Below are 22,091 nucleotides of genomic sequence, written 5' to 3'. Positions count from 1 at the left end.
GAGGCGCCTTGCGGAGGCTGCGCCTGGGAGAATACAACCTTCGAGAAAATAATCTAGAGAACAGCGACTAAAAGGTGAATGAACGGTAACCTGCCGTGCTGTCACGGAGGTAGGGGCGAGGTTACCGCGTGGATCAGCCCTCATTCGAACCGCCGCCCTCGTCCTTCGAGGCCTTAGGGCACCTTGAGATCAGGTGCGAAGCGTCGAAGGACGAGGAACGGGCGATCAGCCCGCCACCTTACATCAGCTCAGCAAACCATCCAGATGGACGAAGACGGTCAGCGTATCCCCGTCGCTGTGATGCGAGGTCCCGTCATTGATCCCGTAGCTGAAGGATTCGCTGACGTGTCCGCCGTGGTCGGGGAGCTTCGTCTCATCAAGCGTATAGGCATAATTGCCCTCCCGGTCCACGTGGATGACGCCGTATTCACCGGTCAGCGTCAGACCGTGCTTGCCGACGCTTTGGTCACCGAAGCGGCGGAGCGCCAGGGTCCCGTTGTCCGAGCTGTCGTTTTTGAGGAGATTACCGTGATGGGCATCGCCGGTATCGGTGATGATCTTCAAATTGTCATGGACGGCGACGACCGCCGGATCCACGTTCGCATCCGTCATTGCGGCGGACCTGGCATCAGAACTCGCCAGCACCGTCTCGACACTGGTGACCGTATGGTTGTTGCTGACGGAAAAGGTGTGCGCGTCGGCGATGGCCGGCGATATGCTGGTCGCCTCTACGCCGCTCTCGATCGTATTGTTGTAAAAGGAGCCGGACGCTGGCCTGTCGACCTTCAGCGCCGCCTGCGTGAGGTCGTCGAAGACATTGTCATGGACTTGGATATTCGTGCGGATATAGCTGGCGCTGTCGGCGGGATCGGTAATGACCACGCCCCATGCGCCGTCATGGATGTGATTTCCCGATATATCATAATCCCGCGTGTTGCCCTGATCACCGAGACCGATGGCGAAGGACCAGTCGTAACCGTGAAATCCCGATATATCATTGTCGTGGATGGCGACGTTCTTGCCCGCTTGCGCGCTGATGCCGAAGCCGCCGCCGCTCAGAGTATTGTCCTCAACCACCGCGTTCACCGGTCTGATGAGCACGATGACGCCTTTGGGGCTATCTGCATGCGTCTGGTCGAGATGATTGCCCCGGATCACGATGTTGCTGCTGTCGTTCACCTGGACGGCATCGGCCGTGGCACCGTGGCTGTTCGTCACGGTATTGTTGAGAAGCTTGACGCCCTCGACTTTTTCGATCCAGAAGCCGTCGCCCTTCCCGGCCGAGATCTTGCTGTTCTCGATCGTGATGTCCCTGCTATTGCGGAAATTCACGGAACCTACTTCGCGCGACAATCCCGCCTTGTCGACTTCGACATGGCGAACCGTCCAGTTCGAAACGCTGCCGCCAGAGATGGCCGAACCACCGCTATTTGTTATTTTAAGGTTCTCGATAACAATGTTCGACGCATAAAGGCTATGAATGCCGTCACCGCCGCTATGGATGACGGGTGCCGCCCCCGTTCCGTAACTGCCGATTTTGATCGGCGCGCTCTCGCTGCCTGAATATTTGATATCAAACTGTTCGTTGAATACGCTCCCTTTGGCAAGGAGCACGCTGTCGCCTGGTTTCAGCGCTAAGGATTCCACTTTGGACAAAGTCGCAAAAGCCGAGTTCTGGTTCGTCCCAGCGTTGCGGTCGGAGCCAGTTGCTGAGTTCACATAGTAGATTGTCATATCGCCAATGTTGCCCTGTTCGTCGGATCGCTATGTCGCCACTGAGACCGGCCGGGATCGGCCAATCGCCTGCGGCGGGGGCAACCGCCCACGGCAAGAAGGCGAGAAGATGTTGGCAATGCGGCAGCGGACCGGTTTACGGGCTTTACTCCACAGGCAATGGCGCCGGCTATGATAAGGCGCTGAAAAGCTGCAACTAGAGTCGAGAAAACAGCGACTTGAAGGGGAATAAATTAAGGAACGGGGGCGGGAGATATCTCTCCTTCAGGCTGCACCGTAGTGATTCTGCTCTCGCTTACGCTCAAGCCAAAGCGCCACGCATGCCGATTAGCCCAATGGTGAGAACGCCCGAGGGGCCGTCTCGAATCAGGTGTGGGTGATCATCTCAGCGCCATTCCCCCCTCGCCTGCAAAGCCGAAGTCAGCGGCAGCCGGGCGGCGGCAATCGCCGGCAGGGCGCCGCCGAGGATGCCGATGGCAAGGCCCAGCAGGCCGGCGGTGAAGACCGCGTCCAGCGTGACGTCGAGCTGAAAGGCCATCCTGGTATTGTTGGCGCCCATCGTGCTTGCCTGCCAACCGTCGAAACCGAGCTTGGAGGCGAAGACACCGAGGCCGGCGCCGGCCACCGACAGGAGCACCGCCTCCACCCAGGTAGCGGCGAAGGCCGGCAGGCGGGCAAAGCCGAGGAGGCGTAGCGTCGCGATTTCGACGCTGCGGTCGGAAACCGAACTCATCATCGTATTCAAGGCGCCCGCCGCCGCACCAATCGCCATCAGTAGCGCGATCGGCCAGCCGAATAGGCGGATCAGGCTTTCGGTGCGCTCGGCCTGGCCGGCGTAAAGATCAGCCTCGGAAACCGCCACGAGCGGCATGCCGGGCAAAGCCGGCAGGCGGTCACGCAACGCCGCCAGTGCTCTTGCGGGATCGCCTCCGCCGTCGAGCCGCACACGCAGGCTCTGCACCTGCCCCTGTCGGTCGAAAGCCGATTGCACCGCCTCCAGATCCGCCCAGATCTCCGATTCAAAGGCGCTGCCGCCCGAAGTGAAATGCCCGATGATCCTCCAATCGAGTGCGCCCAGCCGGATCGTCTCGCCGACTGCGAACCCGGGAAAGGCGTCGGCGACGCGGGCGCCGACGACGATCTCGCGCGCTCCTGGCGAAAACAGCCGCCCCTGCGAAAGCCGCGCGCGTTCACGCAGACCCGGGCCTGCCGGATCCATGCCTCTAAGCGACAGCGTCTGCTCGACGCCTTCGCCTTGTCTCACATCGACGGGAACGACGGTTTCACGCGACAATGCCAGCCCGCCTGCGCCGTCGCGGGCGATCCCGGTGTCGGCGCTCATGGCCGCAAGACTGCGGGTCGCCTCGGCCGGCACCTCGGAACCAGTCTCCTGGTTGGTGCCGCCGCCGAGAATAACGGCGATATCAGGCGAGCCGGCGCTGGCGAGGACGGCCTCGAAGCCACGCGCCATCGCCAGGAAACCTGAGAGCACCGCCACGACAAGGGCGACCGATAGCACCATCGACAACGAGATCCACAGCCGTCGCGGCAGGCTGCCAAGGTTGACTCTGATCATAAGAAAGGTCTGCTTGAGCGTTGATGGCATTGGATTATCTCGTTCTGAAGGCGTTGGCGATGGGCAGGCGCACGGCGGTCACGGCAGGCAACAGCCCGGTCAGCAGGCCGAGCCCCGCTATGATGGCGAGAGATTTCGCAAGCACGCTCGCGCCGAAGACGAGGCCGAACTCCGGTCCGATGGAAAGCGTCGCAAGCTTGGCGAGAACAAGTCCGCCCGCGCCGCCGACAAGAAAAATAAACAACGTCTCGCCAAGAATGAGCGCGAGGATCCGCGGACTGGAAAAGCCGAGCACCTTCAAGACGCCGATCTCGAAACGCCGCTCCCTCACCGCAAAGAGCATAGTGTTGACCGCGATCATCAGGATGGTGACGAAGGCCGCACCCACGACGAGGCTGACGATCAGGCCGATGTCAGCGAATTGCCGGAGAAACGCTTCAAGAAACTGCTTTTCCGACTGCGTCCTCGTCTGCGCCGCCGAATTGGCGAATAGAGCATCGATCCGCGCCGCCAGCACACTTGGCGACACCCCCGGGCGCGGACGTACCACGAAGGCGTCAACCGTATCCTTGTTGCGCGCACGAGCGGCATTGAGGGCGTCGTAGCGGGCGAGCATGAAATAGGTATCGGTTCTGGCATCCGCACCCTCAAAAATACCGGCGATCGTGAAGCTCCAATTGCGGTTGCCGTCAGCCCTGGCAAGCTGCCCGGTAAAGCCGATGCGCTGGCCGATCGACCAGCCCTCGGCTTCCGCCAGTGCCCTCCCGACCAGCACCCGATCACCGGCCTCTTCCAATGCCGCGATCAGCTCCGGCGTCAGTTTGAGCTCGTCGCCGTTGGCCGCGGCGATCGCCTGTGGATCGACGGCGCTGACGGCAACCACATTCTTTTCGACCTCGACGAAGCCCCGCATGCGTGCGGTATAGGCAACCGCGGCGACATCGACGTCAGCCGCGATCCGGTTGAGGTAAGCAAGCGGCAGCGGCAGCCCGCGGCTGGACTTGTTGAAGACGCCGAGCAGATTATCGCTGGCGCCGGCCGCGCCTTGGCTGCCGCTGACGAAGCTCGCCGTAAGCCCGTAGATCAGGAAGGCGATGCCGACTGAAAACATCAGCAAAATGGAGCGCAGCCGCTTGCGCCAGGCATTGCGCCGCATGAGCTGGAGGAACGTCATCGGCCCGCCCTTTCCTCGCTGACGAATTCGCCCTTGTTGAGACGCAGCGTGCGCCGGGCAAAGGAAGCGGCCTCGGGATCATGCGTGACCATGATGATGGTCTTCTGAAGCTCGCGATTGAGAAAACTCAGCATCTCCAGGATATCATCGGCGGATTTGCGATCCAGATCGCCGGTCGGCTCATCGCAGAGAATGAGATCGGGATCGGTGACGATGGCGCGGGCAATGCCAACGCGCTGCTGCTGCCCGCCCGACATGCTCGACGGAAACTGCCGCTGCCGGCCCGCAAGCCCGACGAGATCCATGGCCGTATCGACGCGAGCCCGCCGCTCCTTGCGGCCGAGCGGCTTCAACAGTAGCGGCAACTCGATATTCTCCGCCGCATTCAGCATTGGCAGCAGATTGTAAAACTGGAAGACGATGCCCATGGCATGTGCCCGCCAGACCGCCCTTGCCCCTTCGCCCATCTGCTCGAGATGGCTGCGGCCGACCCTGATTTCGCCGGCATCCGGGCTGTCGATACCACCGAGCATGTTGAGCAATGTCGATTTCCCGGAACCAGACGGTCCCATGACCGCGACGAAATCGCCGCGCGGAATGGAGAGATCGAGTCCCGAAAAAATCGAAATCGTCTCCGCACCGATTCGGAAGGACTTCCTGACGCCAGCAAGGGCGATATAAGGTTCTGTGGTGTAGGTCATGGTTCTGCTCCTTTGTGGTTGACTGCTTATGGGCTCGAATGTTCGCGGCCGACCGATCAGCCCTCATCCTGAGGACCCCCGTGAGGAGCCTCGAAGGACGAGGACGGGTGATGAGCCTCCTCGCCCACCACCAGCCGGACGCGCGCCGCCATTGCAGGCCGCATGCCCGGTGGCGGCGAAGAGGGCGACAGGCGCAAGGTCACAGTGCCCTTTTCCTTGGAAATGACCGGCGCAACTTTCGCCACTTCGACCGCGAACGGTTTATCGGGGAAGCCGTCGAGCACCGCCTCGCCTTTGAGACCCGGTCGCAGCAGCGCCATATTGGCCTCGGCCACATCGGCATCGATGACCAGGCTTGCCGTATCGGTGATGGCAAGCAGGCTTTCGTTCTCCCGCACGCTATCTTCGCGCGACAGCACCGTGTCGCCGGCATGCGCATCAAGCCGCGTCACGGTGCCGGAAATCGGCGCCCGCACGGTCAGCGCCTCCATCTGCTCGCGCGCCCTGTCGATATCGAGCTTCGCCTTGTCGAGATTCTGTCTTGCCTGTGCCACGGCATTCCCGGCCGTAGCGAAGGCGGTGCGCGCTGCCTCCAGCGCCTCGGCCGACATGGCGTCACGCTGAACCAACCGCTCTGCACGATCCAGCGAAGACCGCGCCTGGACGAGCGCAATATTCCTCGCGTCCAGCGACAGTTCCGCCATCCGCCCTGCTATATAAGCGCCCCGGAGGGCGAAGCGTGCGCCCGCATCATCAAGCCGCACGAGCACCTGGCCGGCCGCTACCCGATAGCCCGCCTCGACCTCGACGGCGACGATTCGCCCCTCATATTTGGAAAAAACGGTGGCGATGTCGGGCGCCACGACATAACCGGAGCCTGTGATCTCACGGCTTGGCGCGCCCGCACCCCGGTTCGGTGCGGCGGTGCCCGGAGTTGGCGTGGCTTCGTCAACCGCCGCATTCTCAGCCGCGACTGGCAACGCCGCCCCACCAGCCGATACACCTGCGTCATCATCCATAAATCTTGCAAGCGCGGTCTCGATCCGCTCCAGCGCATTCGGCCGATAAAGAAGACACGCCGCCAGCGACACTGCCCCCGCAAGGGCCAGCCTCGTCGGGAACCCCCGCCGCCGGACTCGGCGCTCCGGCGGCTGCGTCTCGAAGGCCGCGCGCTCGATCGACAGCGATCTGATCCTGGCGGCAAGGTTTCGTTCATGTTCCGATGTTGTGTTCATGCCGACAGAATGGCTGCCGGCGAAAAAACCGCGACCTCGAACATGTTTCAGGCATGCCTCGATCGTGATTGTGTACGCGGTGTCGGGAAAGAGAGGCGACGTGGCCGCCCTCGTTCTTCGAAGCCCCTATGGGGCACCAGGATGAGGTTGGAGAGAGGGCGGCGCTTGGCTTGCCAGAGGCAGAGCGTGGCTTACAACCTCAGCAACACAGCACACTGGTCCGCCTCTCCCCATGCGGCATAAAGACCAGCCCTCATCTTAAGATGCGTCGACCATAGGCCGGAACCTCGAAGGACGGGCATGTGGCTGAGTGCACACGTTGCGCGAATTATTGATAGCACACTGGTGGCGGGGTGGCTCCGCACCTCACCCCCTCTGCTGCCGCCAAGCCACCGGCGTCATATTGGTCACGCGCCTGAACTCCCGATTGAAGTTCGACTTCGTCTGGAAGCCGACCTCGAACATCACCTCGGTCACCGATTTTTTGGTGGCGGACAGCAGGCGGCAGGCCTCGCCGATCCTGTAGTCGTTGACATATTGCGAGACGTTCTTGTCCATCGCCCGGTTGATCGCCGCCGAGATCTGGCGGGTCGGGATGCCGGCCTTGCGGGCGAGCCGGTCGAGGTTGAGATTGGCGTCGCGATAGAGCTTCTTCGCTTCCATCAGCGCGTCGACCGCTGCAATCGTCTCCTTGTCTTCGCTGGCATCGGGCCTGGGCGCGGCCTCCGCCGGCTCGGAGGGGACAGAGCTGCGGCTGGCGGCCGCCGCTGCAATGCCGAGGATGACGAGGCCGACGAGATTTCCGGTGCTGATCAGCGCCAGTGCCCGCTCACCATGCGCCGAGGTCAAATCGAGAAAGACGAGAGTATCGACGGCGGCCGAGAGACACAGTGCGCCGGCCGCGAAGATGATGGCCCGATAGGCCGGCGCGGCGCCTTCGAAGGGCGCGAGCCGCAGCGCGTCCGCCCCCGGGCGCATCAAAAGCAGGATCGCCAGGGCATAACCGATGAAGACGAGCACCAGCGCCATGTCGATCGCGTCCCGCCAGAAGGCCACCAGCAGCAGGATGAGGATAGCGGGCACGGCATGCAGCCCGATCCGCGCCGCAAGCGGCCGCCGGCTCGTCCTCACCAGCCGGGAAACCCCGGCATAGGCAAGCGGCGGCACCATCGCCGCCATCACCGGCGCAACCAGCCCCACCGCCTGCACGCCATAACCCCAACGCAGGCCGGAAAGCACCGATTGCAGCGCCGAGAGCAGGATCAGCGCCAGGAAGGGCAGGTTCGGCGCCGCCTCCTCGTCGCGCCTGAGGACGGCGACGAACAGGATGAGCAGCAGGAGGGCAGCGACGAAGGGAAGAGGAATGAAGATCATGGGGCTCTAAGATCGGAATGGCGAACGGCGCCATCATCGCCGAGTCCGCCGCCCGGCGCGACCTCCATCATGTTTTAGGACACGTTTATCTGGGATTTTTTGGATTGGCGGCCGCGGGTTAGAGCGAGCCGTGAACGACGGAATCAGACACGCCCCAGAAACTCAAGCACACGGGCAGTGAGGAGCGCGGTCGCATCGGCGTCATATGACGGAAGCGAGCTGTCGGCGAAGTAGTGCTGGTCGCCGGGATAGAGAAAAAGCTCCGCGTCCGCGACCTTCGCCACGATCTCGCGGGCGGCATCGATATCGCCCTCGCCGACGAAAATCGGATCTTTGTCCATGCCGTGGATCTGGACCGGGACCTCGTCTGGCCAGGGTCCGAAGGCCCACTCGCCGCTGATCGGCAGGCAGGAATGGAAAAGCAGTGCCCCGCGGGCGCCGGGCCGCGTTTGTGCCAGTTTCTGCGCTGGCAGCACGCCAAATGAGAAGCCGGCATAGACCAGTTCGGGAGGCAGTTCGGCGGCGAGCCGGACACCGTGTTCCCTGATGGTGTCGAATCCGATCTCGCCGATATGGGCGAGCCCCTCCTCGATGCTATGGAACGTGCGTCCATCGAAAAGATCAGGCGTGTGGACGATGTGGCCCGCCGCCCTGATGGCGTCCGCGAAGGCACGCACTCCAGGGGTCAGCCCTTGTACGTGATGAAACAGCAAGATCTCAGCCATAAGGCGCCTCCCGTCGCGGTTTTGGCCCGCTCGATGACAAGGTTCAAAGGAGTTCAGACTGGCCCGCGGCAGTTATCTCCGGCGTCGCGCTCGGCCACGATGACGGTATTTAAGGGGCTGCGCCGAAAAAGGCGAGCCGCGTAAAGATCGTGTATTGCGATTCCGATACCATCAGTGCCACGAAGACCAGCACCAGCACCGGCGGCATCAGGATGGCGTAGACGAGCGCCAGCCGCTCCCAGGCCATATGCATGAAGACCGCAACGATCAGCCCGGCCTTCAGCATCATGAACAGAAGGATCAGCGTCCATCGGAGATAGCCCTGAATGCCGAAATAATCGACCAGGTAGGAAAAGGCGCTGAGAACGAAGAGCAGGCCCCAGACGAAGAGATAGAGCCGGATCGGATGCTGCTGTCCGGTGTGTGCTTGTGCATGCACCGTTTGGCTTTGGGCATGCGCCGTTGTCTCGCTCATGACGACCTCACCATAGATAGAGCCCTACCACAGATAAAAAAACGCGAAGATGAAGACCCAGACCAGGTCGACGAAATGCCAATAGAGGCCCATGATTTCGACTGCTTCATAGCGCCCTCGCCGGCTGGTGAAAAAACCACGCCGCTCTATGTCAAAATCGCCCCGCCACACCTTCCGGGCGATTATGAGCAGGAAGATCACGCCGATCGTGACATGGGTGCCGTGAAAGCCCGTGATCATGAAGAAGGTCGATCCGAATTGCGCCGCTCCCCATGGGTTCTCCCAAGGGCGCACGCCTTCGGTGATCAGTTTCGTCCATTCGAAAGCCTGCATGCCGACGAAGGTTGCGCCAAGAAGTGCCGTCAGCAGCATCAGTATCGCCGTCACGCGGCGGTTGCGGCGATAGCCGAAATTGACCGCCATCGCCATGGTGCCGCTGCTGGAGATCAGCACGAAGGTCATGATCGCGATCAGGATCAGCGGCACATCCTGGCCGCCGATATGAAGCGCGAAGACCTCGCTCGGATTGGGCCAGGCGACGGGCGTCGACATGCGGGCGGTCATATAGGCGATCAGGAAACAGCCGAAGACGAAGGTGTCACTAAGCAGAAAGATCCACATCATAGCCTTGCCCCAGGAGGCGGTCTTGAAGGCGCGCTGATCCGAGCTGAAATCGGCCGCGACGCCGCGCAGGCCCGCCGGCCTGAGGCCTTGCTCGCCATGTGTCTGGATAATCTGCATCATGTCCAAACCTCCTGGTTCGGCTCCTAATTGATCAATGTGCGGCAGAGATCGACGAAATCGTTGGCCCAGCCCGCAAAGAGCGCGAAGAGCGCGAGCCAGACGGCCAGCATGAAATGCGAATAGATGGCCGAGAGATCGACGCTGAGCCGCAGCCTCTCCGGCTGCACTTCGGCTGAACATGCCCTGACCGTCGTGTGGGCGAGCACGGCAAGGCCGCCGAGAATATGCAGGCCGTGCAGGCCGGTCAGCATATAGAAGAAGCTATTGGCGGGATTGTCGGCCAGCACGTAGCCGGTCGCCGTCAGCTCCCGCCATGCCTGGATCTGCCCGGCGAGAAAGAAGACGGCAAGCGCAAATGCGGCGACGAGCGCCGGCCGCAGGCTTTCCATGCGGCCATGCTGCGCTTCGCGTTTGGCCCATTGCAGCGCCGCGCTGCTCAGCGCAAGGGCTGCGGTATTTACCCAGAGCAGGCGCGGAACCGGCATCCCCCACCAGTCGGCCGAGGCCGCACGCATGAAATAGGCGCTGACGGCAAGGCTGAAGAGCGCGCCGACGACGCCCAGGAACACGAAGAGGCCGATCTTGACTGCCGGTACCGGCGACCGTTCGGCGCCGTCATGCGCCGGCAGCTCCACCGACCCGGTTTCGAGCCAGGGCTTCGAGGCCAACCTCTGGCCGGAGAGCCACCAGATGATGATGGCGGCGACAGCGGCGAGGAAGATCAGCATGACGTTCATGCCGGAATCTCCCGCGTGGCGCCGCCCGTTGCAGGCACGTTCTGCGGAATGAAATCCTCGGCCGCGCCAGGCACGCTGTAATCATAGGCCCAACGGTAGACGACGGGCAGGTCTCTGCCCCAATTGCCGTGCGCGGGCGGCGTCTCAGGCGTCTGCCATTCGAGCGTCGTCGCCCGCCATGGATTGCCGCCCGCCTCCCTGCCCCGGAAAAGGCTCCAGGCGAGATTGAACAGGAAGACCATCTGTCCGGCGCCGACGACGAGCGCCATGACGGTGATGAAGATATTCAGCGTATGGGCCGAAGGTGGAACGAAGGCCGTTTCTCCCATCTCGAAATAACGGCGCGGCACGCCGAGCAGGCCAAGATAATGCATCGGAAAGAAGATCGCATAGGTGCCGAGGAAGGTGATCCAGAAGTGGATGTGGCCGAGTGTCTCGTCCAGCATGCGTCCCGTCACCTTCGGATACCAGTGATAGATCGCCCCGAAAATGACGAGGATAGGCGCGACGCCCATGACCATGTGGAAATGTGCAACGACGAACATGGTATCGGATAGCGGCACGTCGACGACGACGTTGCCCAGGAAGAGGCCGGTGAGCCCGCCATTGACGAAGGTGACGATGAAGGCCAGTGCGAAGAGCATCGGCAGCGTCAGGTGGATATCGCCGCGCCAGAGCGTCAGCACCCAGTTGTAGACCTTGATCGCCGTCGGGATGGCGATGATCAGCGTCGTGGTGGCGAAGAAGAAGCCGAAGGCCGGGTGCATGCCGCTGACATACATGTGATGCGCCCAGACGACGAAGCTCAAGCCCCCGATGATGACGATCGCCCAGACCATCATGCGGTAGCCGAAGATGTTCTTGCGCGCATGCGTGCTGATGAGATCCGAAACGATGCCGAAGGCCGGAAGTGCGACGATATAGACCTCTGGATGCCCGAAGAACCAGAAGAGGTGCTGGAACAGGATCGGGCTGCCGCCGCCATGTTTCAGCTGCTCGCCCATTTCGACGATGGCGGGCATGAAGAAGCTGGTGCCGAGCAGGCGATCGAACAGCATCATGACGCAGGCGACGAAGAGCGCAGGAAAGGCAAGCAGCGCCATCACCGTCGCGGTGAATATGCCCCAGACGGTGAGCGGCATCCGCATCAGCGTCATGCCCCGTGCGCGGCCCTGCAGCACGGTCACCACATAGTTCAGGCCGCCCATGGTGAAACCGATGATAAAGACGATCAGCGAGATGAGCATGAGCAGGATGCCCCAGTCCTTACCGCCCGGCGTGCCCGATAGAACGGATTGCGGCGGATAGAGCGTCCAGCCCGCGCCTGTCGGGCCGCCGGGGGCGAAAAAGCCGGCGGCCAGGATCAGCACCGCGATGAGATAGATCCAGTAGCTCAGCATGTTCGCGTAAGGAAACACCATGTCGCGCGCGCCGACCATCAGCGGGATGAGGTAGTTGCCGAAGCCGCCGAGAAAGAGCGCGGTGAGCAGATAGATCACCATGATCATGCCGTGCATGGTGATGAACTGGTAATAGTGATCGGCGTCAATGAAGGCGAAATAGCCGGGAAAGGCGAGCTGGATCCGCATTAGCCAGGAGAGCACCAGTGCCACCAGGCCGATCGAGATGGCAGTCAGCGAATATTGCACGGCAATGATCTTGGCATCCTGGCTGAACACATATTTCGTCCACCAGCTGTGCGGATGATAAAGCTCGACATCCTCGACTTCCGCGGGCGGGATGACACCTGCGCTGCCGGACGGAATCTCGACCATGATATCTCCTCCTATACCCGGCTGGTTGATCAAACCGGCCGTCGTCCCGGTTCAGTTCGCCGGCGGCGGCTCTCCCGATGACGCCGTAAGCTGGGTGAATGTCTGCTGCTGCCCCAGCCAGGTCTGATAGTCTGCCTCGCTGTCGACGATGACGGTGCCGCGCATCTGTGGATGACCGACGCCGCAGAGTTCAGCGCAGAGAATCTCGAACGTGCCTGTGCGCGTCGGTGTCAGCCAGAAATAGGTGACCATACCGGGGATCATGTCCATCTTCGCGCGGAATTCCGGCACGTAGAAATCATGAAGCACATCGACGGAGCGCAGCAGGATATGCACCGGCTTACCGATCGGCAGATGAAGCTCGCCGCCTTCGACGATGATGTCGTCGAGGCCGTTCGCATCGTTCTTGTCGAGGCCGAGCGGATTGTCGGAAGTGACGTCACGCGTCTCGGCACGGCCGAGCTTTCCGTCCGCGCCCGGCAGGCGGAAGCTCCACAGCCACTGCTGGCTGACGACTTCGACCGATGCGGCATCGGCAGGCACTGTGATGAACTGGTTCCAGACGATCAGGCCGGGCGCCAGCATTGCCGCAACGCCAACCGCCGTTCCCGAGGCCAGAACCAATTCCAGCTTGCGATTTTCGGGCTCATAATGCGCCCGGTTGCCAGGTCTGTGGCGGAAGCGGAAGACGCAATAGGCCATGAAGGAAATCACCGCCACGAAGACGATGCCGGTGATCCAGAAGGTGATGACGAGCGTTTTGTCGATATAACTCCAGTTGGACGCAATCGGCGTCCACCACCACGGGCTCAGCACATGGAACAGCACGGAGCCAACAACAACCAGGACGAGAACCAGTACAACAGCCATTTCCGCCCCTCCTGGGCCGACCGACCGTGAAACCGCACTCCACAAATGTCGAGTTTATTATCGCACAAATAGAAAATGTCGGCAATTACGGCGATTTAGGCATGCGCCGCCGCCGGCAACCCGTCATTTGGAAGTATTCCCCATCATTGGGAATATTGTTTGAGATAGGCGATAAGATTGGTGATCTCCTGGTCATCCTTCACCCCTGCAAAGGCCATTTTGGTGCCCTTCACCTTGGCTTTCGGATTGTGCAGATAGTCACGCAACGTAGTCTCGTCCCAGACGAGACCACCTTCGCCGGCCGCCTTCATTCCCGCAGAATAAGCAAAATCAGGATGCGTTCCGGCCTTTCGGCCGAACAGCTTGTTCAGTGACGGACCCACCTTGTTCGTATCGGACTCGACGATATGACAGGTCGCGCATTTTTTGAAAACGGTGGCGCCGGCCGTTGCGTCCCCCTCCTGCGCTCCAGCGTTGGGAGGGGAAAGGGCAATGACGGATGCGGCGATCAGCAGAATAACACGGTAATCCACGGCAAACCTCAAGGTCGCCAGCCACTCTCACCCTCGGCCATCATTCGCGCGGGGGTGGTGGTTGCTAGGGGTTAAAGTTAGTCCATCGCGGATGCAAGTCAATCGCTTCCACGATTGCTGGCACTTGGGCACAATCCGATACCCTGTGGCCCGACGCGAATGCCGGTCCAAAATCCGGTCAGCACGCGATGATCTGCTGGAGAATGGCGCCGCGCCATCCGACTTATGCTCCGATCGAAAGCGCCTCTTGTACGGCCAATTCGGCCATGGCAAGCGCCGCCTCTCGGGTCTTGGCGGCAGCGATGAAGCGGCCGTTATGGCAGAAGCTCGCTCCCTCGATGCCGCAGACCGCCTCCAGCTCACCATTGGTAAGGCCGGCCCAGCTTGCCGGCAGATCGGCCCGGAGCTCGAACCCGTCGTCGGCGCGGCGAATGCCGGTCACGCACCAATCCTTTTCGCGCGGGTGGACGACGAACAGCAGCTGGTCGGCGCCGGCCTTGACGATGGCTGGGCGGAAGGGCATCCCTCTCGGCAATTCCAGAATGCGCCCCTGCGCCGAAGCCCCGATCGCCCGATACACGATCGCCTCGGCCCGCAGTTTTGCGGCCCTCTGGGCGATCCCGGCATCGATGAAACGGCGTGCAATGGCCAGCGCCGCATGGAAGGCACGATCGTCAGCCTCAGGTTCCACCTCATCGAACACCGGTTTCAGGGTCTCGAGCAGCGCCGGCAGCGTCAGGCCCGCCAAAGGACCCGAAGGGCTGAGCGCGCCATTGTCGGTCAGGTCGATCGGCAGCACGAAACCAATGTCGAAAGCGGCGTGGAGGGCTTCGACATAATGATCGGGAAGACCGGAGGCTGCGAGATATTCGCGGCCATAATGCTTCCAGATCAGGCCGAACGAGCTGTAGGGCTGGCCATCGTCGCGCAGCGGCGCGCCGCGCTGATGATGATCGAATATGCCCGCGGCAGGATCATAGGCTCCGCCGACATCATAGACGATCCGGTCCGGGGCTGGCGTAATCCATTCCGGCGCCCGGCTGCGGATCAGACGCGCCTGCGGGAAAAGCCGCGTCAGGATGACGCTCGACAGCAGTTCGTCGGCATGGAAACCACCGGAATGGGTAACGAGGAAATCGGGGCTCATGGAAGCTATGCGCCTTGTGGTTTGGCGGAGGATCCGCTTGCGGGTCTGAACGAGATAGCCGTTGGCGGCCGCTATCTCAACCCGCCTTCACACATTCTGCGCAGCGTCGGAAGGCCACCGGGCAGCTTTGAAACGACATGCGTGAAGGCAAAGGCCTAAGGCAGCGCCGGTCCCGGCTGTGCTGCAACAAGCGCGCGGCCGGCCGCTGCACCGGCATGCAGGCAGATCAGTCCGATCACAGCGAGAGAATTGATCAAAAGAACCTCGGCGACGACCGCTGCCGAAAACGCGCCGTCGCCGGCCGGAAGCACTACCGTCGCGGCAAAGAGCACAGCTTCATACGCGACGAACCCGGCGATAAAGGCGCCGGCCATGGTGGCGGCAGGGCCGGCCTTGAGGCGAAGCACGCCGAGTGATGCCGCGAGCGATGCAAATGCGGCGATACCGATCGTCAGCCCCCAAGCAAAACTGTCGAAGGTCTGGGGATAGCCGAGTATGAGATATCCGACCGTCTGGTTGGCAAGCCAGGCGAGCAGCACCGCCATTATCGCCATCTTCCGGGGAAGAACGACAGCCGAGACTGTCGCCAGGGCAACGAAAGGCGTGACGCAGGCGAAAAGCAGGCTGAGAGCGACACTGACGCCGGCAATGACCGTGACCCAGGCGACGGCGAAACCCGCAGCTGCCGGGCGCAAAGGAAGCTGATTTCGTTCGAGCATTTCGAAACTCCGTTCGACCAGGCGCATACATTCTGGGAAATCATAGGCCAGTCCGGGAAAAAGGCCAGCGAGTTCATGACGGCAGTCGGCACCTCGCCGCCTCCATCATAGGGCATCCAGCGGGATCTTCAGATACCGGCGGCCATTCTCCTCTGGTTCCGGCAGCCGACCGCCGCGAATGTTGACCTGCAGCGCATGCAGCATCAGCTTCGGCTTGGGCAGCGTACGGTCGCGCACCTGACGCAGCGCCACGAAACCGGCCTCATCCATGCCTGCAATATGCGGATTGGCGCGCTTTTGGGCTGCGACCGTGCTTTCCCAGCGCGGGTGACGACCGCCCGGCTGGTAATCATGGCCGGAAAAGAGGCGGGTCTCCTCCGGCAGCGACAGGATCGCCTGGATCGAGTGCCAGAGAGCGGCCGCACTGCCGCCCGGAAAATCCGCGCGCGCAGTCCCTGAATCCGGCGTGAACATCGTATCGTGCACAAAGGCGGCGTCGCCGATCACATAGGTCACCGATGCCAGCGTATGGCCGGGCGAAAACATCACGCGGGCCGTAAGGCCGCCGATTTCAAACGTGTCGCCATCGGCAAACAGCCGGTCCCACTGCGAGCCGTTGGTCGCTAGCGCCGGCCAGTTATAGATCTCTTTCCAAAGCCTCTGCACATCGGTGATATGGACGCCGATCGCCGTCTGCGCGCCGGTCTTTTCCTTGAGATAATGGGCGGCGGAGAAGTGATCGCCATGCGGATGTGTGTCGAGTATCCACTCGACCGTCATCCCCTCGCTCTCGATATAGGCAAGGATGGCGTCGGCGCTCACCGTTCCCGTCGCGCCCGACATCTCGTCGAAGTCGAATACCGGATCGATGATCGCACAGCGTTTCGTCACCCGATCTGACGCGACATATTGCACGCTGCAGGTGCGGGGCTCGAAAAAGGCCTTCACCTGAAGCCGCTGGCTTGCCGCTTTTTCGAGCCAGCGGCACGCGCCGGCAAGATCGAAACCGAGGCCTTCGCCGAAGGTCTGGACGTCCTCCGGCTTCATCCGCCCGTCGAGCACCTCGCCCAGCACATAGAGTGTCAATGCCCGCGTGCCGCTCTTGCAATGAGCGAAGACCGGTCCCTTCGCCTCAGTCATCGCCGCCTGAAAGGCGCGGATATCGCCCTCGGTAATCTCTTTGCCGTTCACCGGCACGAAACTGTAGGAAAGCCCGGCGGCGGCAGCGGAAATCTTTTCTGCTGCATTGCCTGGCTGGCCCGGCTCCTCGCCATCGGGTCTGGCGTTGATAATGGCGGCGAACCCCTCCTTGGCGAAATCGACAAAACCGGCTGGATCGGGCTGCCCCGCCACCGATATCCGCTCATTGACCCTCACGGGCATCATCGAAGCCTCCGCGCCGCCCTGACCACGCAGTATCGCACGTATAACCGTACAATCTCACAAGTATATTGCCGAGCGCAAGAATAGAGGCGCCTGTTCTCGCGCTCGCCCAGCTGGTCAAAACGACAGCGTCGCCGCCCCTTGCTTGATCTCCGCATGCATGGCGCTGGCGCCGACGATGACGACGCCGTCGAGGAGATCGTCCTGCGCGTAACCGCGCGAGGTGACGCAGGGGATGAGGCCGCGGCATTCGAAGAGACGGCTTCGATGCGGGCTTTGAACTATCCGCCTCATATCACCCTCGCCGTTTATCAGGAGATTGCAGTCGACCGAATGGCCGAGGCAGCCGAGCGTGTTTTCCGCATCCACCCTGCCGTTACGTTAAGTTTTTCAGAGATTAGTTACTTCGAAAACGAATTCCTCGTCTTATGGGCGCGGCCGAACGACGACGAACTGCTCATCCGGCTACATGCGGCCCTTCACCAGGAGGTCGATCCATTCCACTGTCGCGAGCACTATCGGCCCGGCAACTGGGTGCCGCATTGCACGATCGCCACCAAAATCCCGAAGGCAAAATCGCAGCCAGCGATCAACTGGGCAAATCGGAACCGGGTGCAATTGTCAGTGACGTTCGATGCCGCGGACTGTGTGCGATTTCCGCCGTGCAGGTCTTGAGCGAAGTTAGGCTGGCGTCGCGATGATCGCAGACATCGCCTGCCTGCCAGCAAAAAACCCCGCCAATCATTGACGGGGTTGCTCATGCTGAAAATCGGTCGGCATTAAGTCCTGGGAGGAATCAATGATTGCCTTCTGCCAATCGAAGCTGGCGCGAGCCTTGCGTGACAAGCGCGGCTGTGTGAAGTCAATCCTGACCCTGCAGGCGATCCATAACCTGGAGCAAGAGATCGGCGCATACCTTCGTCGGTTCGTCCTCGGCGCATTTCAGGTCGATCCGTGTATTTCCATCCTCGATCTGAAAACGGGCTGCCTTGGACGGCGGCGGCAGGCGATGACCGTGGTAACCACGGAAGCCCATGTCGCCTCTCGAACCATGCCACCGGTAGTCGGGGCGGTCTCGGGACTGCTCATCCGGCCCGCGACGCATCACCCTCTCATCATCAGGCGCAGGCGGGGGTGGCGATGCGGGCTCGTTCGCTGCGGGTGGCTCGCTGGCGGGTGGTGGGGCGGGCGGTTGTTGGGCAAACGCGGCGGCGGCCGACGCTGCAAGGGCAAGACCGGATAGTAAGAGTCTTTGCATGGTATGTTCCTTTCAGAGAAGACGCATGCCTGTAAACACCGCGGCGCGGCTTTAGTTCACGCCCCGTTGGCGCTTGTAATCGAAATCAGCAGCGCGGCCGGGACGTTTCACCTGCGAACACGCCCGGCTGCGAGAGGAAGCGTCATGCGCTTGCCCGCCGCTTCGGATTTGCCGATGCAGAGCTGCCGAGAACTTCGTGTCGCTCAAGTCGACACGGCTTCTTTCGCCTCGCCTCTGCCTTGTTGGGCGACTATGCTCAACGCCGATTCGCTGTCCGCGACGAGGGCGTGCGGAAACGAGATACCAAAGGAGAAGACGATGACGGACGCCAAGAGCGGCATTACCGGGCTGCGGCCGCAAATCACCGTGGTTGGCGTCGGCGGCGGCGGTGGCAATGCGATCAACAATATGATCGCGGAAAAGCTGGCGGGCGTCGAATTCGTCGCCGCAAACACCGATGCCCAGGTTCTCGCCACATCCAAGGCATCGCGCCGCATTCAGCTCGGCGCGAATGTGACGGAGGGCCTCGGCGCCGGTTCCCTGCCGGAAATCGGACATGCGGCGGCAGAAGAGTCGCTCGACGAGATCATGGATCACCTGGCAGGATCGCACATGTGTTTCGTCACCGCCGGCATGGGCGGAGGAACGGGCACTGGCGCAGCCCCGGTCATCGCGCGCGCCGCACGTGCGGCCGGCATCCTGACCGTTGGTGTCGTCACCAAGCCGTTTACCTTCGAGGGCAATCGCCGCATGCGGACGGCGGAAGCTGGCATCGAGGCGCTTCGTCAGGCGGCCGATACCGTGATCGTCATTCCCAATCAAAACCTTTTCCGCATCGCCGATGCGAAAACTACCTTCGCCGATGCCTTCATGACGGCCGACCGCGTGCTCTTTGCCGGCGTCGGCTGCATCACCGATCTCATCGTCAAGGAAGGTCTGATCAACCTCGATTTCGCCGACGTGAAGTCGGTCATGCAGGGCATGGGCCGTGCGATGATGGGCACCGGCGAAGCCGCCGGCGAAAGCCGGGCGATGAAGGCGGCGGAAGCGGCAATCGCCAACCCGCTTCTGGACGATATCTCGATGAAGGGCGCCAAGGGCGTGCTGATCTCGATCTCCGGCGGCTCGGATATGACCCTGTTCGAGGTGGATGAAGCGGCAAGCCGCATTCGCGACGAAGTGCAGGACGATGCCGATATCGTCGTCGGCGCGATTTTCGACCGCAGCCTCGACGGCAAATTCCGCGTCTCGGTGGTGGCGACTGGCCTGGAAGGAAACTCTCTGTCCGCGTCCCCTTCTCATGCGCCGGCCGAACCCATTCAGACGCGCACGCTGCAGTAAGCGGTGACAGATATACCGGCCGGATTGTCAGACATCGGCCGGATAAACATCACTCCCCAAACGCAAGAATAATGCGGCGGCGCATGCTTCGAGGCTCCGCCCTTCAGGCTGCGCGCCTCAGCATGAGGGTGGTCGGGAATGCCGCATCGAAGCTCATCAGAGCCTCCGCAGAGATCGACGGAGAAAATTTGAAAAACCTATTTATATTCGCCGCATTATCCCTGGTGACGGGTCTCCTTTCGAGCTGCACGACAAGCTCGGAGGGCTTCCGACAGCAGTCCCTATCTTTCCCAGTGCGTAGCGGCGTCAGAACCCTGGTGGCCAAGAACTGGCATATCGACGACGACTGCCGCCATATTGACTATCCCGCCATGGATGTTGTCGAAAAACCCAAACACGGGCGCCTTGAAATCGTCCACGAACCCCTCTTCCCCAAGCTCGAGGGAAAAACCTCAAAGTGCCAGACGGTCAAGGTCAACGGCGTCGTCGGGTATTATACCGCTAAAAAGGGCTACACCGGTAGCGACCGGCTCGTCATCCGCTCCCCATATGAAGAGAAGAAGACTGAAGAAAGTGTGCTGAGCGTGAAGGTAGTCGACTGAAGGGATCTGCCGCCAGCGCCGGCTGCCTCACCCGACCAATGCCCTGATCTTCGCAACATCCTGCGCCGTCGCCGGATTGTACACCACCATGCTGAGATCCGGCCGGCCATCCACCTGAAACGCCGAATATTCGAAGGAGAGCAGCCCGAGCACTGGGTGCTTGATGTGTTTGGCGCCCTCGCCGTGGGTGCGTACATCGTGGTCGCGCCACATGGCCCGGAATTCCGGGCTCTTGCGACAGAGCTCGTCGACGAGCGGCTCCACCTCGGCGGCAGCACCGGCGCGCGCCGCATCCACCCGAAAAGCGGCGACGACGAAGCGGGCGACACTTTCCCAGTCATATTGGGCCGCGCGCACCCGCGGATCGAGGAAGATGAAGCGCAGCACGTTGCGCTCTTCCGGCGCCAGCGCGCCATAATCGGTAAGCAGCACGGTCGCCGCGCGGTTCCAGGCGACGACATCCCAGATCGCGGTGCGGATCAGCGCTGGGCAAGGGTCGAGCGCGTCGAGCACGCCCTGCAGCCGCGGCGTGACACCCTCTTGCCTGCGGTAGCGCACTTCTGGCGGGCGGCCGAGGCCGATCAGGAAGAGGTGCTCGCGCTCGACATCGGTTAGCATCAGCGCCCGTGAGATCCGGTCAAGCACGTCGGCGGACGGCGCGCCGCCGCGGCCCTGCTCCAACCAAGTGTACCAGGTCGGACTGATATTGGCGCGGCTCGCCACCTCCTCGCGGCGCAGGCCGGGCGTGCGGCGGCGCTCGCCGGCAAAGCCGAGGGCGGCGGGATCGAGCCTGGCGCGGCGATCTTTGAGGTAAGCGCCCAGCCGATTTTCGGAGCTGATGAATTCGTTCATCCAGTTAGCTCTTATACGATGATAATATCACTACTTTACCATGATAGCAGCCTACTCGATATCTGTCCCGTCACATCAGGAGATATCGACATGCGTGTATTCGTCACTGGAGCGACCGGCTGGGTCGGCTCGGCCGTCGTCAGCGAATTGATCGGCGCCGGCCACCACGTGCTTGGACTTGCCCGTTCGGACAAGGGGGCGGCGGAACTGGCAGCCGCCGGCGCCGACGTTCAGCGCGGCATGCTGGAGGATCTGGAAGGCCTCAGACGCGGCGCAGCCGAGGCCGACGGTGTCATCCACACCGGCTTCAACCACGATTTCTCCAAATTCGCTGAAAACTGCGCCGTCGACCGGCGCGCCATCGAGGCGCTCGGCGAAGCCCTCAGCGGCTCGGAGCGCCCGCTGCTCGTCACCGCCGGCCTCGGACATGCGCCGGGCCGCATCGGCACCGAGAAGGACCCGCCGATGCCGACGACGCAGACCTATCCCCGCGCCTCCGAAATCACCGCAGTATCGCTTGTCGCCCGGGGCGTGCGCGCCTCCACCGTCCGGCTGCCGCCGTCGGTACATGGTCACGGCGATCACGGCTTCGTGCCGATTCTCATAGAGACGGCCCGGCAGACGGGCGTCTCCGCCTACATAGGCGATGGGGGCAACCGCTGGCCAGCCGTCCACCGGCGCGATGCCGCCCGGGTCTACCGCCTGGCGCTGGAACGCGGCGCCGTGGGGGGCCCCTTTCTGGCAGTAGCAGAAGAGGGCATACCATTCCGGGAGATTGCCGAACTCATCGGCCGCCACCTCGGCGTGCCGGCCGTCTCGCTATCACGGGAAGAGGCGGCGGAGCATTTCGGCTGGTTCGCAATGTTTGCCGGCTTCGACGTGCCGACCTCCAGCGCTCACACCCGCGCCCTCCTCGGCTGGCAGCCGAGGGAGCCTGGCCTGCTTGCGGATATCGACCACTCGGCCTATTTCGGCAGGTAGCTTCAACCTGAGGGGGAGATACCGCGCCAACTGCCCACGAGAGCCATCCTGAGGTGACCCGGGTGCGCTGACAGAGGATGGATGCAAGAAACGATGTTGGAGCGCGTACTTCGAGGCTCCGGCCTTCGGCCTACGCACCTCAGGATAACGAGCGT

At 62.2% G+C, this 22,091-nt stretch carries 22 protein-coding genes and 1 pseudogene; 4 read left to right on the top strand and 19 right to left on the bottom strand.

The window, feature by feature from the left end; genetic code table 11:
* Positions 1 to 243 precede the first annotated feature (243 nt).
* The 17 genes and pseudogenes from HJB91_RS04050 to HJB91_RS03970 form a co-directional block, all read right to left on the bottom strand.
* The gene (locus HJB91_RS04050) at positions 244 to 1,734 is read right to left on the bottom strand and encodes a right-handed parallel beta-helix repeat-containing protein (protein ID WP_210630890.1); all 1,491 of its coding nucleotides are present in this window, start codon (positions 1,732 to 1,734) and stop codon (positions 244 to 246) included.
* Between the two features lie 385 nt (positions 1,735 to 2,119).
* Positions 2,120 to 3,340 carry an ABC transporter permease gene (locus HJB91_RS04045; protein WP_221153479.1) on the bottom strand — a complete coding sequence of 407 codons (1,221 nt, stop codon included), beginning with the start codon at positions 3,338 to 3,340 and terminating at the stop codon, positions 2,120 to 2,122.
* Positions 3,341 to 3,344: 4 nt separating this feature from the next.
* On the bottom strand, positions 3,345 to 4,484 hold the full coding sequence (locus HJB91_RS04040) for an ABC transporter permease (RefSeq protein ID WP_221145371.1): 1,140 nt from the start codon (positions 4,482 to 4,484) through the stop codon (positions 3,345 to 3,347).
* Complete coding sequence (locus tag HJB91_RS04035; RefSeq protein WP_210630887.1) at positions 4,481 to 5,185, bottom strand: ABC transporter ATP-binding protein; 705 nt, start codon at positions 5,183 to 5,185, stop codon at positions 4,481 to 4,483. Before HJB91_RS04035 ends, HJB91_RS04040 begins: the two co-directional genes overlap by 4 nt.
* A gap of 56 nt (positions 5,186 to 5,241) precedes the next feature.
* Positions 5,242 to 6,420, bottom strand: coding sequence for an efflux RND transporter periplasmic adaptor subunit (locus tag HJB91_RS04030; RefSeq protein WP_259669821.1), 1,179 nt, complete (start codon positions 6,418 to 6,420; stop codon positions 5,242 to 5,244).
* 366 nt (positions 6,421 to 6,786) lie between these two features.
* On the bottom strand, positions 6,787 to 7,794 hold the full coding sequence (locus HJB91_RS04025) for an AraC family transcriptional regulator (protein WP_221122688.1): 1,008 nt from the start codon (positions 7,792 to 7,794) through the stop codon (positions 6,787 to 6,789).
* Positions 7,795 to 7,937: 143 nt separating this feature from the next.
* Positions 7,938 to 8,519: a dienelactone hydrolase family protein gene (locus HJB91_RS04020; protein WP_221145373.1), complete on the bottom strand. Its 582-nt coding sequence runs from the start codon at positions 8,517 to 8,519 to the stop codon at positions 7,938 to 7,940.
* A gap of 109 nt (positions 8,520 to 8,628) precedes the next feature.
* A complete protein-coding gene (locus HJB91_RS04015; protein WP_210630884.1) occupies positions 8,629 to 8,994 on the bottom strand; it encodes a cytochrome C oxidase subunit IV family protein in 366 nt (121 codons plus the stop codon).
* Between the two features lie 24 nt (positions 8,995 to 9,018).
* Positions 9,019 to 9,738 (bottom strand): heme-copper oxidase subunit III family protein, encoded by a 720-nt coding sequence (locus HJB91_RS04010; RefSeq protein WP_210630883.1) that lies wholly within the window; start codon positions 9,736 to 9,738, stop codon positions 9,019 to 9,021.
* 23 nt (positions 9,739 to 9,761) lie between these two features.
* Entirely contained in the window at positions 9,762 to 10,475 is a 714-nt protein-coding gene (locus tag HJB91_RS04005; protein WP_210630882.1) for a cytochrome c oxidase subunit 3, read from the bottom strand.
* Positions 10,472 to 12,250 (bottom strand): cytochrome c oxidase subunit I, encoded by a 1,779-nt coding sequence (gene ctaD / locus HJB91_RS04000; RefSeq protein WP_210630881.1) that lies wholly within the window; start codon positions 12,248 to 12,250, stop codon positions 10,472 to 10,474. The genes HJB91_RS04005 and ctaD overlap by 4 nt, the downstream gene beginning before the upstream one ends.
* A 51-nt stretch (positions 12,251 to 12,301) precedes the next feature.
* The gene (locus HJB91_RS03995) at positions 12,302 to 13,120 is read right to left on the bottom strand and encodes a cytochrome c oxidase subunit II (protein ID WP_221153478.1); all 819 of its coding nucleotides are present in this window, start codon (positions 13,118 to 13,120) and stop codon (positions 12,302 to 12,304) included.
* Positions 13,121 to 13,263: 143 nt separating this feature from the next.
* Positions 13,264 to 13,653, bottom strand: a complete 390-nt coding sequence (locus tag HJB91_RS03990) for a cytochrome c family protein (RefSeq protein ID WP_221153477.1) — start codon at positions 13,651 to 13,653, stop codon at positions 13,264 to 13,266.
* Positions 13,654 to 13,876: 223 nt separating this feature from the next.
* Entirely contained in the window at positions 13,877 to 14,800 is a 924-nt protein-coding gene (locus HJB91_RS03985) for an MYG1 family protein (protein ID WP_221153476.1), read from the bottom strand.
* A gap of 155 nt (positions 14,801 to 14,955) precedes the next feature.
* Complete coding sequence (locus tag HJB91_RS03980) at positions 14,956 to 15,519, bottom strand: hypothetical protein (protein WP_221145381.1); 564 nt, start codon at positions 15,517 to 15,519, stop codon at positions 14,956 to 14,958.
* Positions 15,520 to 15,624: 105 nt separating this feature from the next.
* A complete protein-coding gene (gene blh / locus HJB91_RS03975; protein ID WP_221153475.1) occupies positions 15,625 to 16,905 on the bottom strand; it encodes a bifunctional sulfur transferase/dioxygenase Blh in 1,281 nt (426 codons plus the stop codon).
* A 114-nt stretch (positions 16,906 to 17,019) separates the two neighbouring features.
* A pseudogene (locus HJB91_RS03970) lies at positions 17,020 to 17,136 on the bottom strand (peroxiredoxin); the annotation flags it as partial.
* 33 nt (positions 17,137 to 17,169) lie between these two features.
* Here HJB91_RS03970 and HJB91_RS03965 point away from each other — a divergent pair.
* Positions 17,170 to 17,577, top strand: a complete 408-nt coding sequence (locus HJB91_RS03965) for a 2'-5' RNA ligase family protein (protein ID WP_349239622.1) — start codon at positions 17,170 to 17,172, stop codon at positions 17,575 to 17,577.
* A gap of 187 nt (positions 17,578 to 17,764) precedes the next feature.
* On the opposite strand, the gene HJB91_RS30540 is transcribed toward HJB91_RS03965, so the two are convergent.
* A complete protein-coding gene (locus HJB91_RS30540) occupies positions 17,765 to 18,160 on the bottom strand; it encodes a hypothetical protein (RefSeq protein WP_247241721.1) in 396 nt (131 codons plus the stop codon).
* Between the two features lie 318 nt (positions 18,161 to 18,478).
* On the opposite strand from HJB91_RS30540, the gene ftsZ reads away from it, so the two are divergent.
* Together ftsZ and HJB91_RS03950 are read left to right on the top strand one after the other, a co-directional pair.
* On the top strand, positions 18,479 to 19,501 hold the full coding sequence (ftsZ, locus tag HJB91_RS03955; protein ID WP_210630874.1) for a cell division protein FtsZ: 1,023 nt from the start codon (positions 18,479 to 18,481) through the stop codon (positions 19,499 to 19,501).
* Positions 19,502 to 19,584: 83 nt separating this feature from the next.
* The gene (locus HJB91_RS03950) at positions 19,585 to 20,103 is read left to right on the top strand and encodes a hypothetical protein (protein ID WP_259669820.1); all 519 of its coding nucleotides are present in this window, start codon (positions 19,585 to 19,587) and stop codon (positions 20,101 to 20,103) included.
* A 27-nt stretch (positions 20,104 to 20,130) separates the two neighbouring features.
* Here the strand turns inward: HJB91_RS03950 and HJB91_RS03945 are convergent, their stop codons facing one another.
* Positions 20,131 to 20,955 (bottom strand): helix-turn-helix transcriptional regulator, encoded by an 825-nt coding sequence (locus tag HJB91_RS03945; RefSeq protein WP_210630873.1) that lies wholly within the window; start codon positions 20,953 to 20,955, stop codon positions 20,131 to 20,133.
* Positions 20,956 to 21,045: 90 nt separating this feature from the next.
* Here HJB91_RS03945 and HJB91_RS03940 point away from each other — a divergent pair, with 90 nt between their 5' ends.
* Entirely contained in the window at positions 21,046 to 21,936 is an 891-nt protein-coding gene (locus tag HJB91_RS03940; protein ID WP_210630872.1) for an SDR family oxidoreductase, read from the top strand.
* Positions 21,937 to 22,091 lie beyond the last annotated feature (155 nt).

Source organism: Rhizobium sp. NLR10b (assembly GCF_019685435.1).
Taxonomy (GTDB): domain Bacteria; phylum Pseudomonadota; class Alphaproteobacteria; order Rhizobiales; family Rhizobiaceae; genus Rhizobium.
Note: the sequence above shows the minus strand (reverse complement) of the source record. Positions and strands in the feature narration are given on the sequence as shown.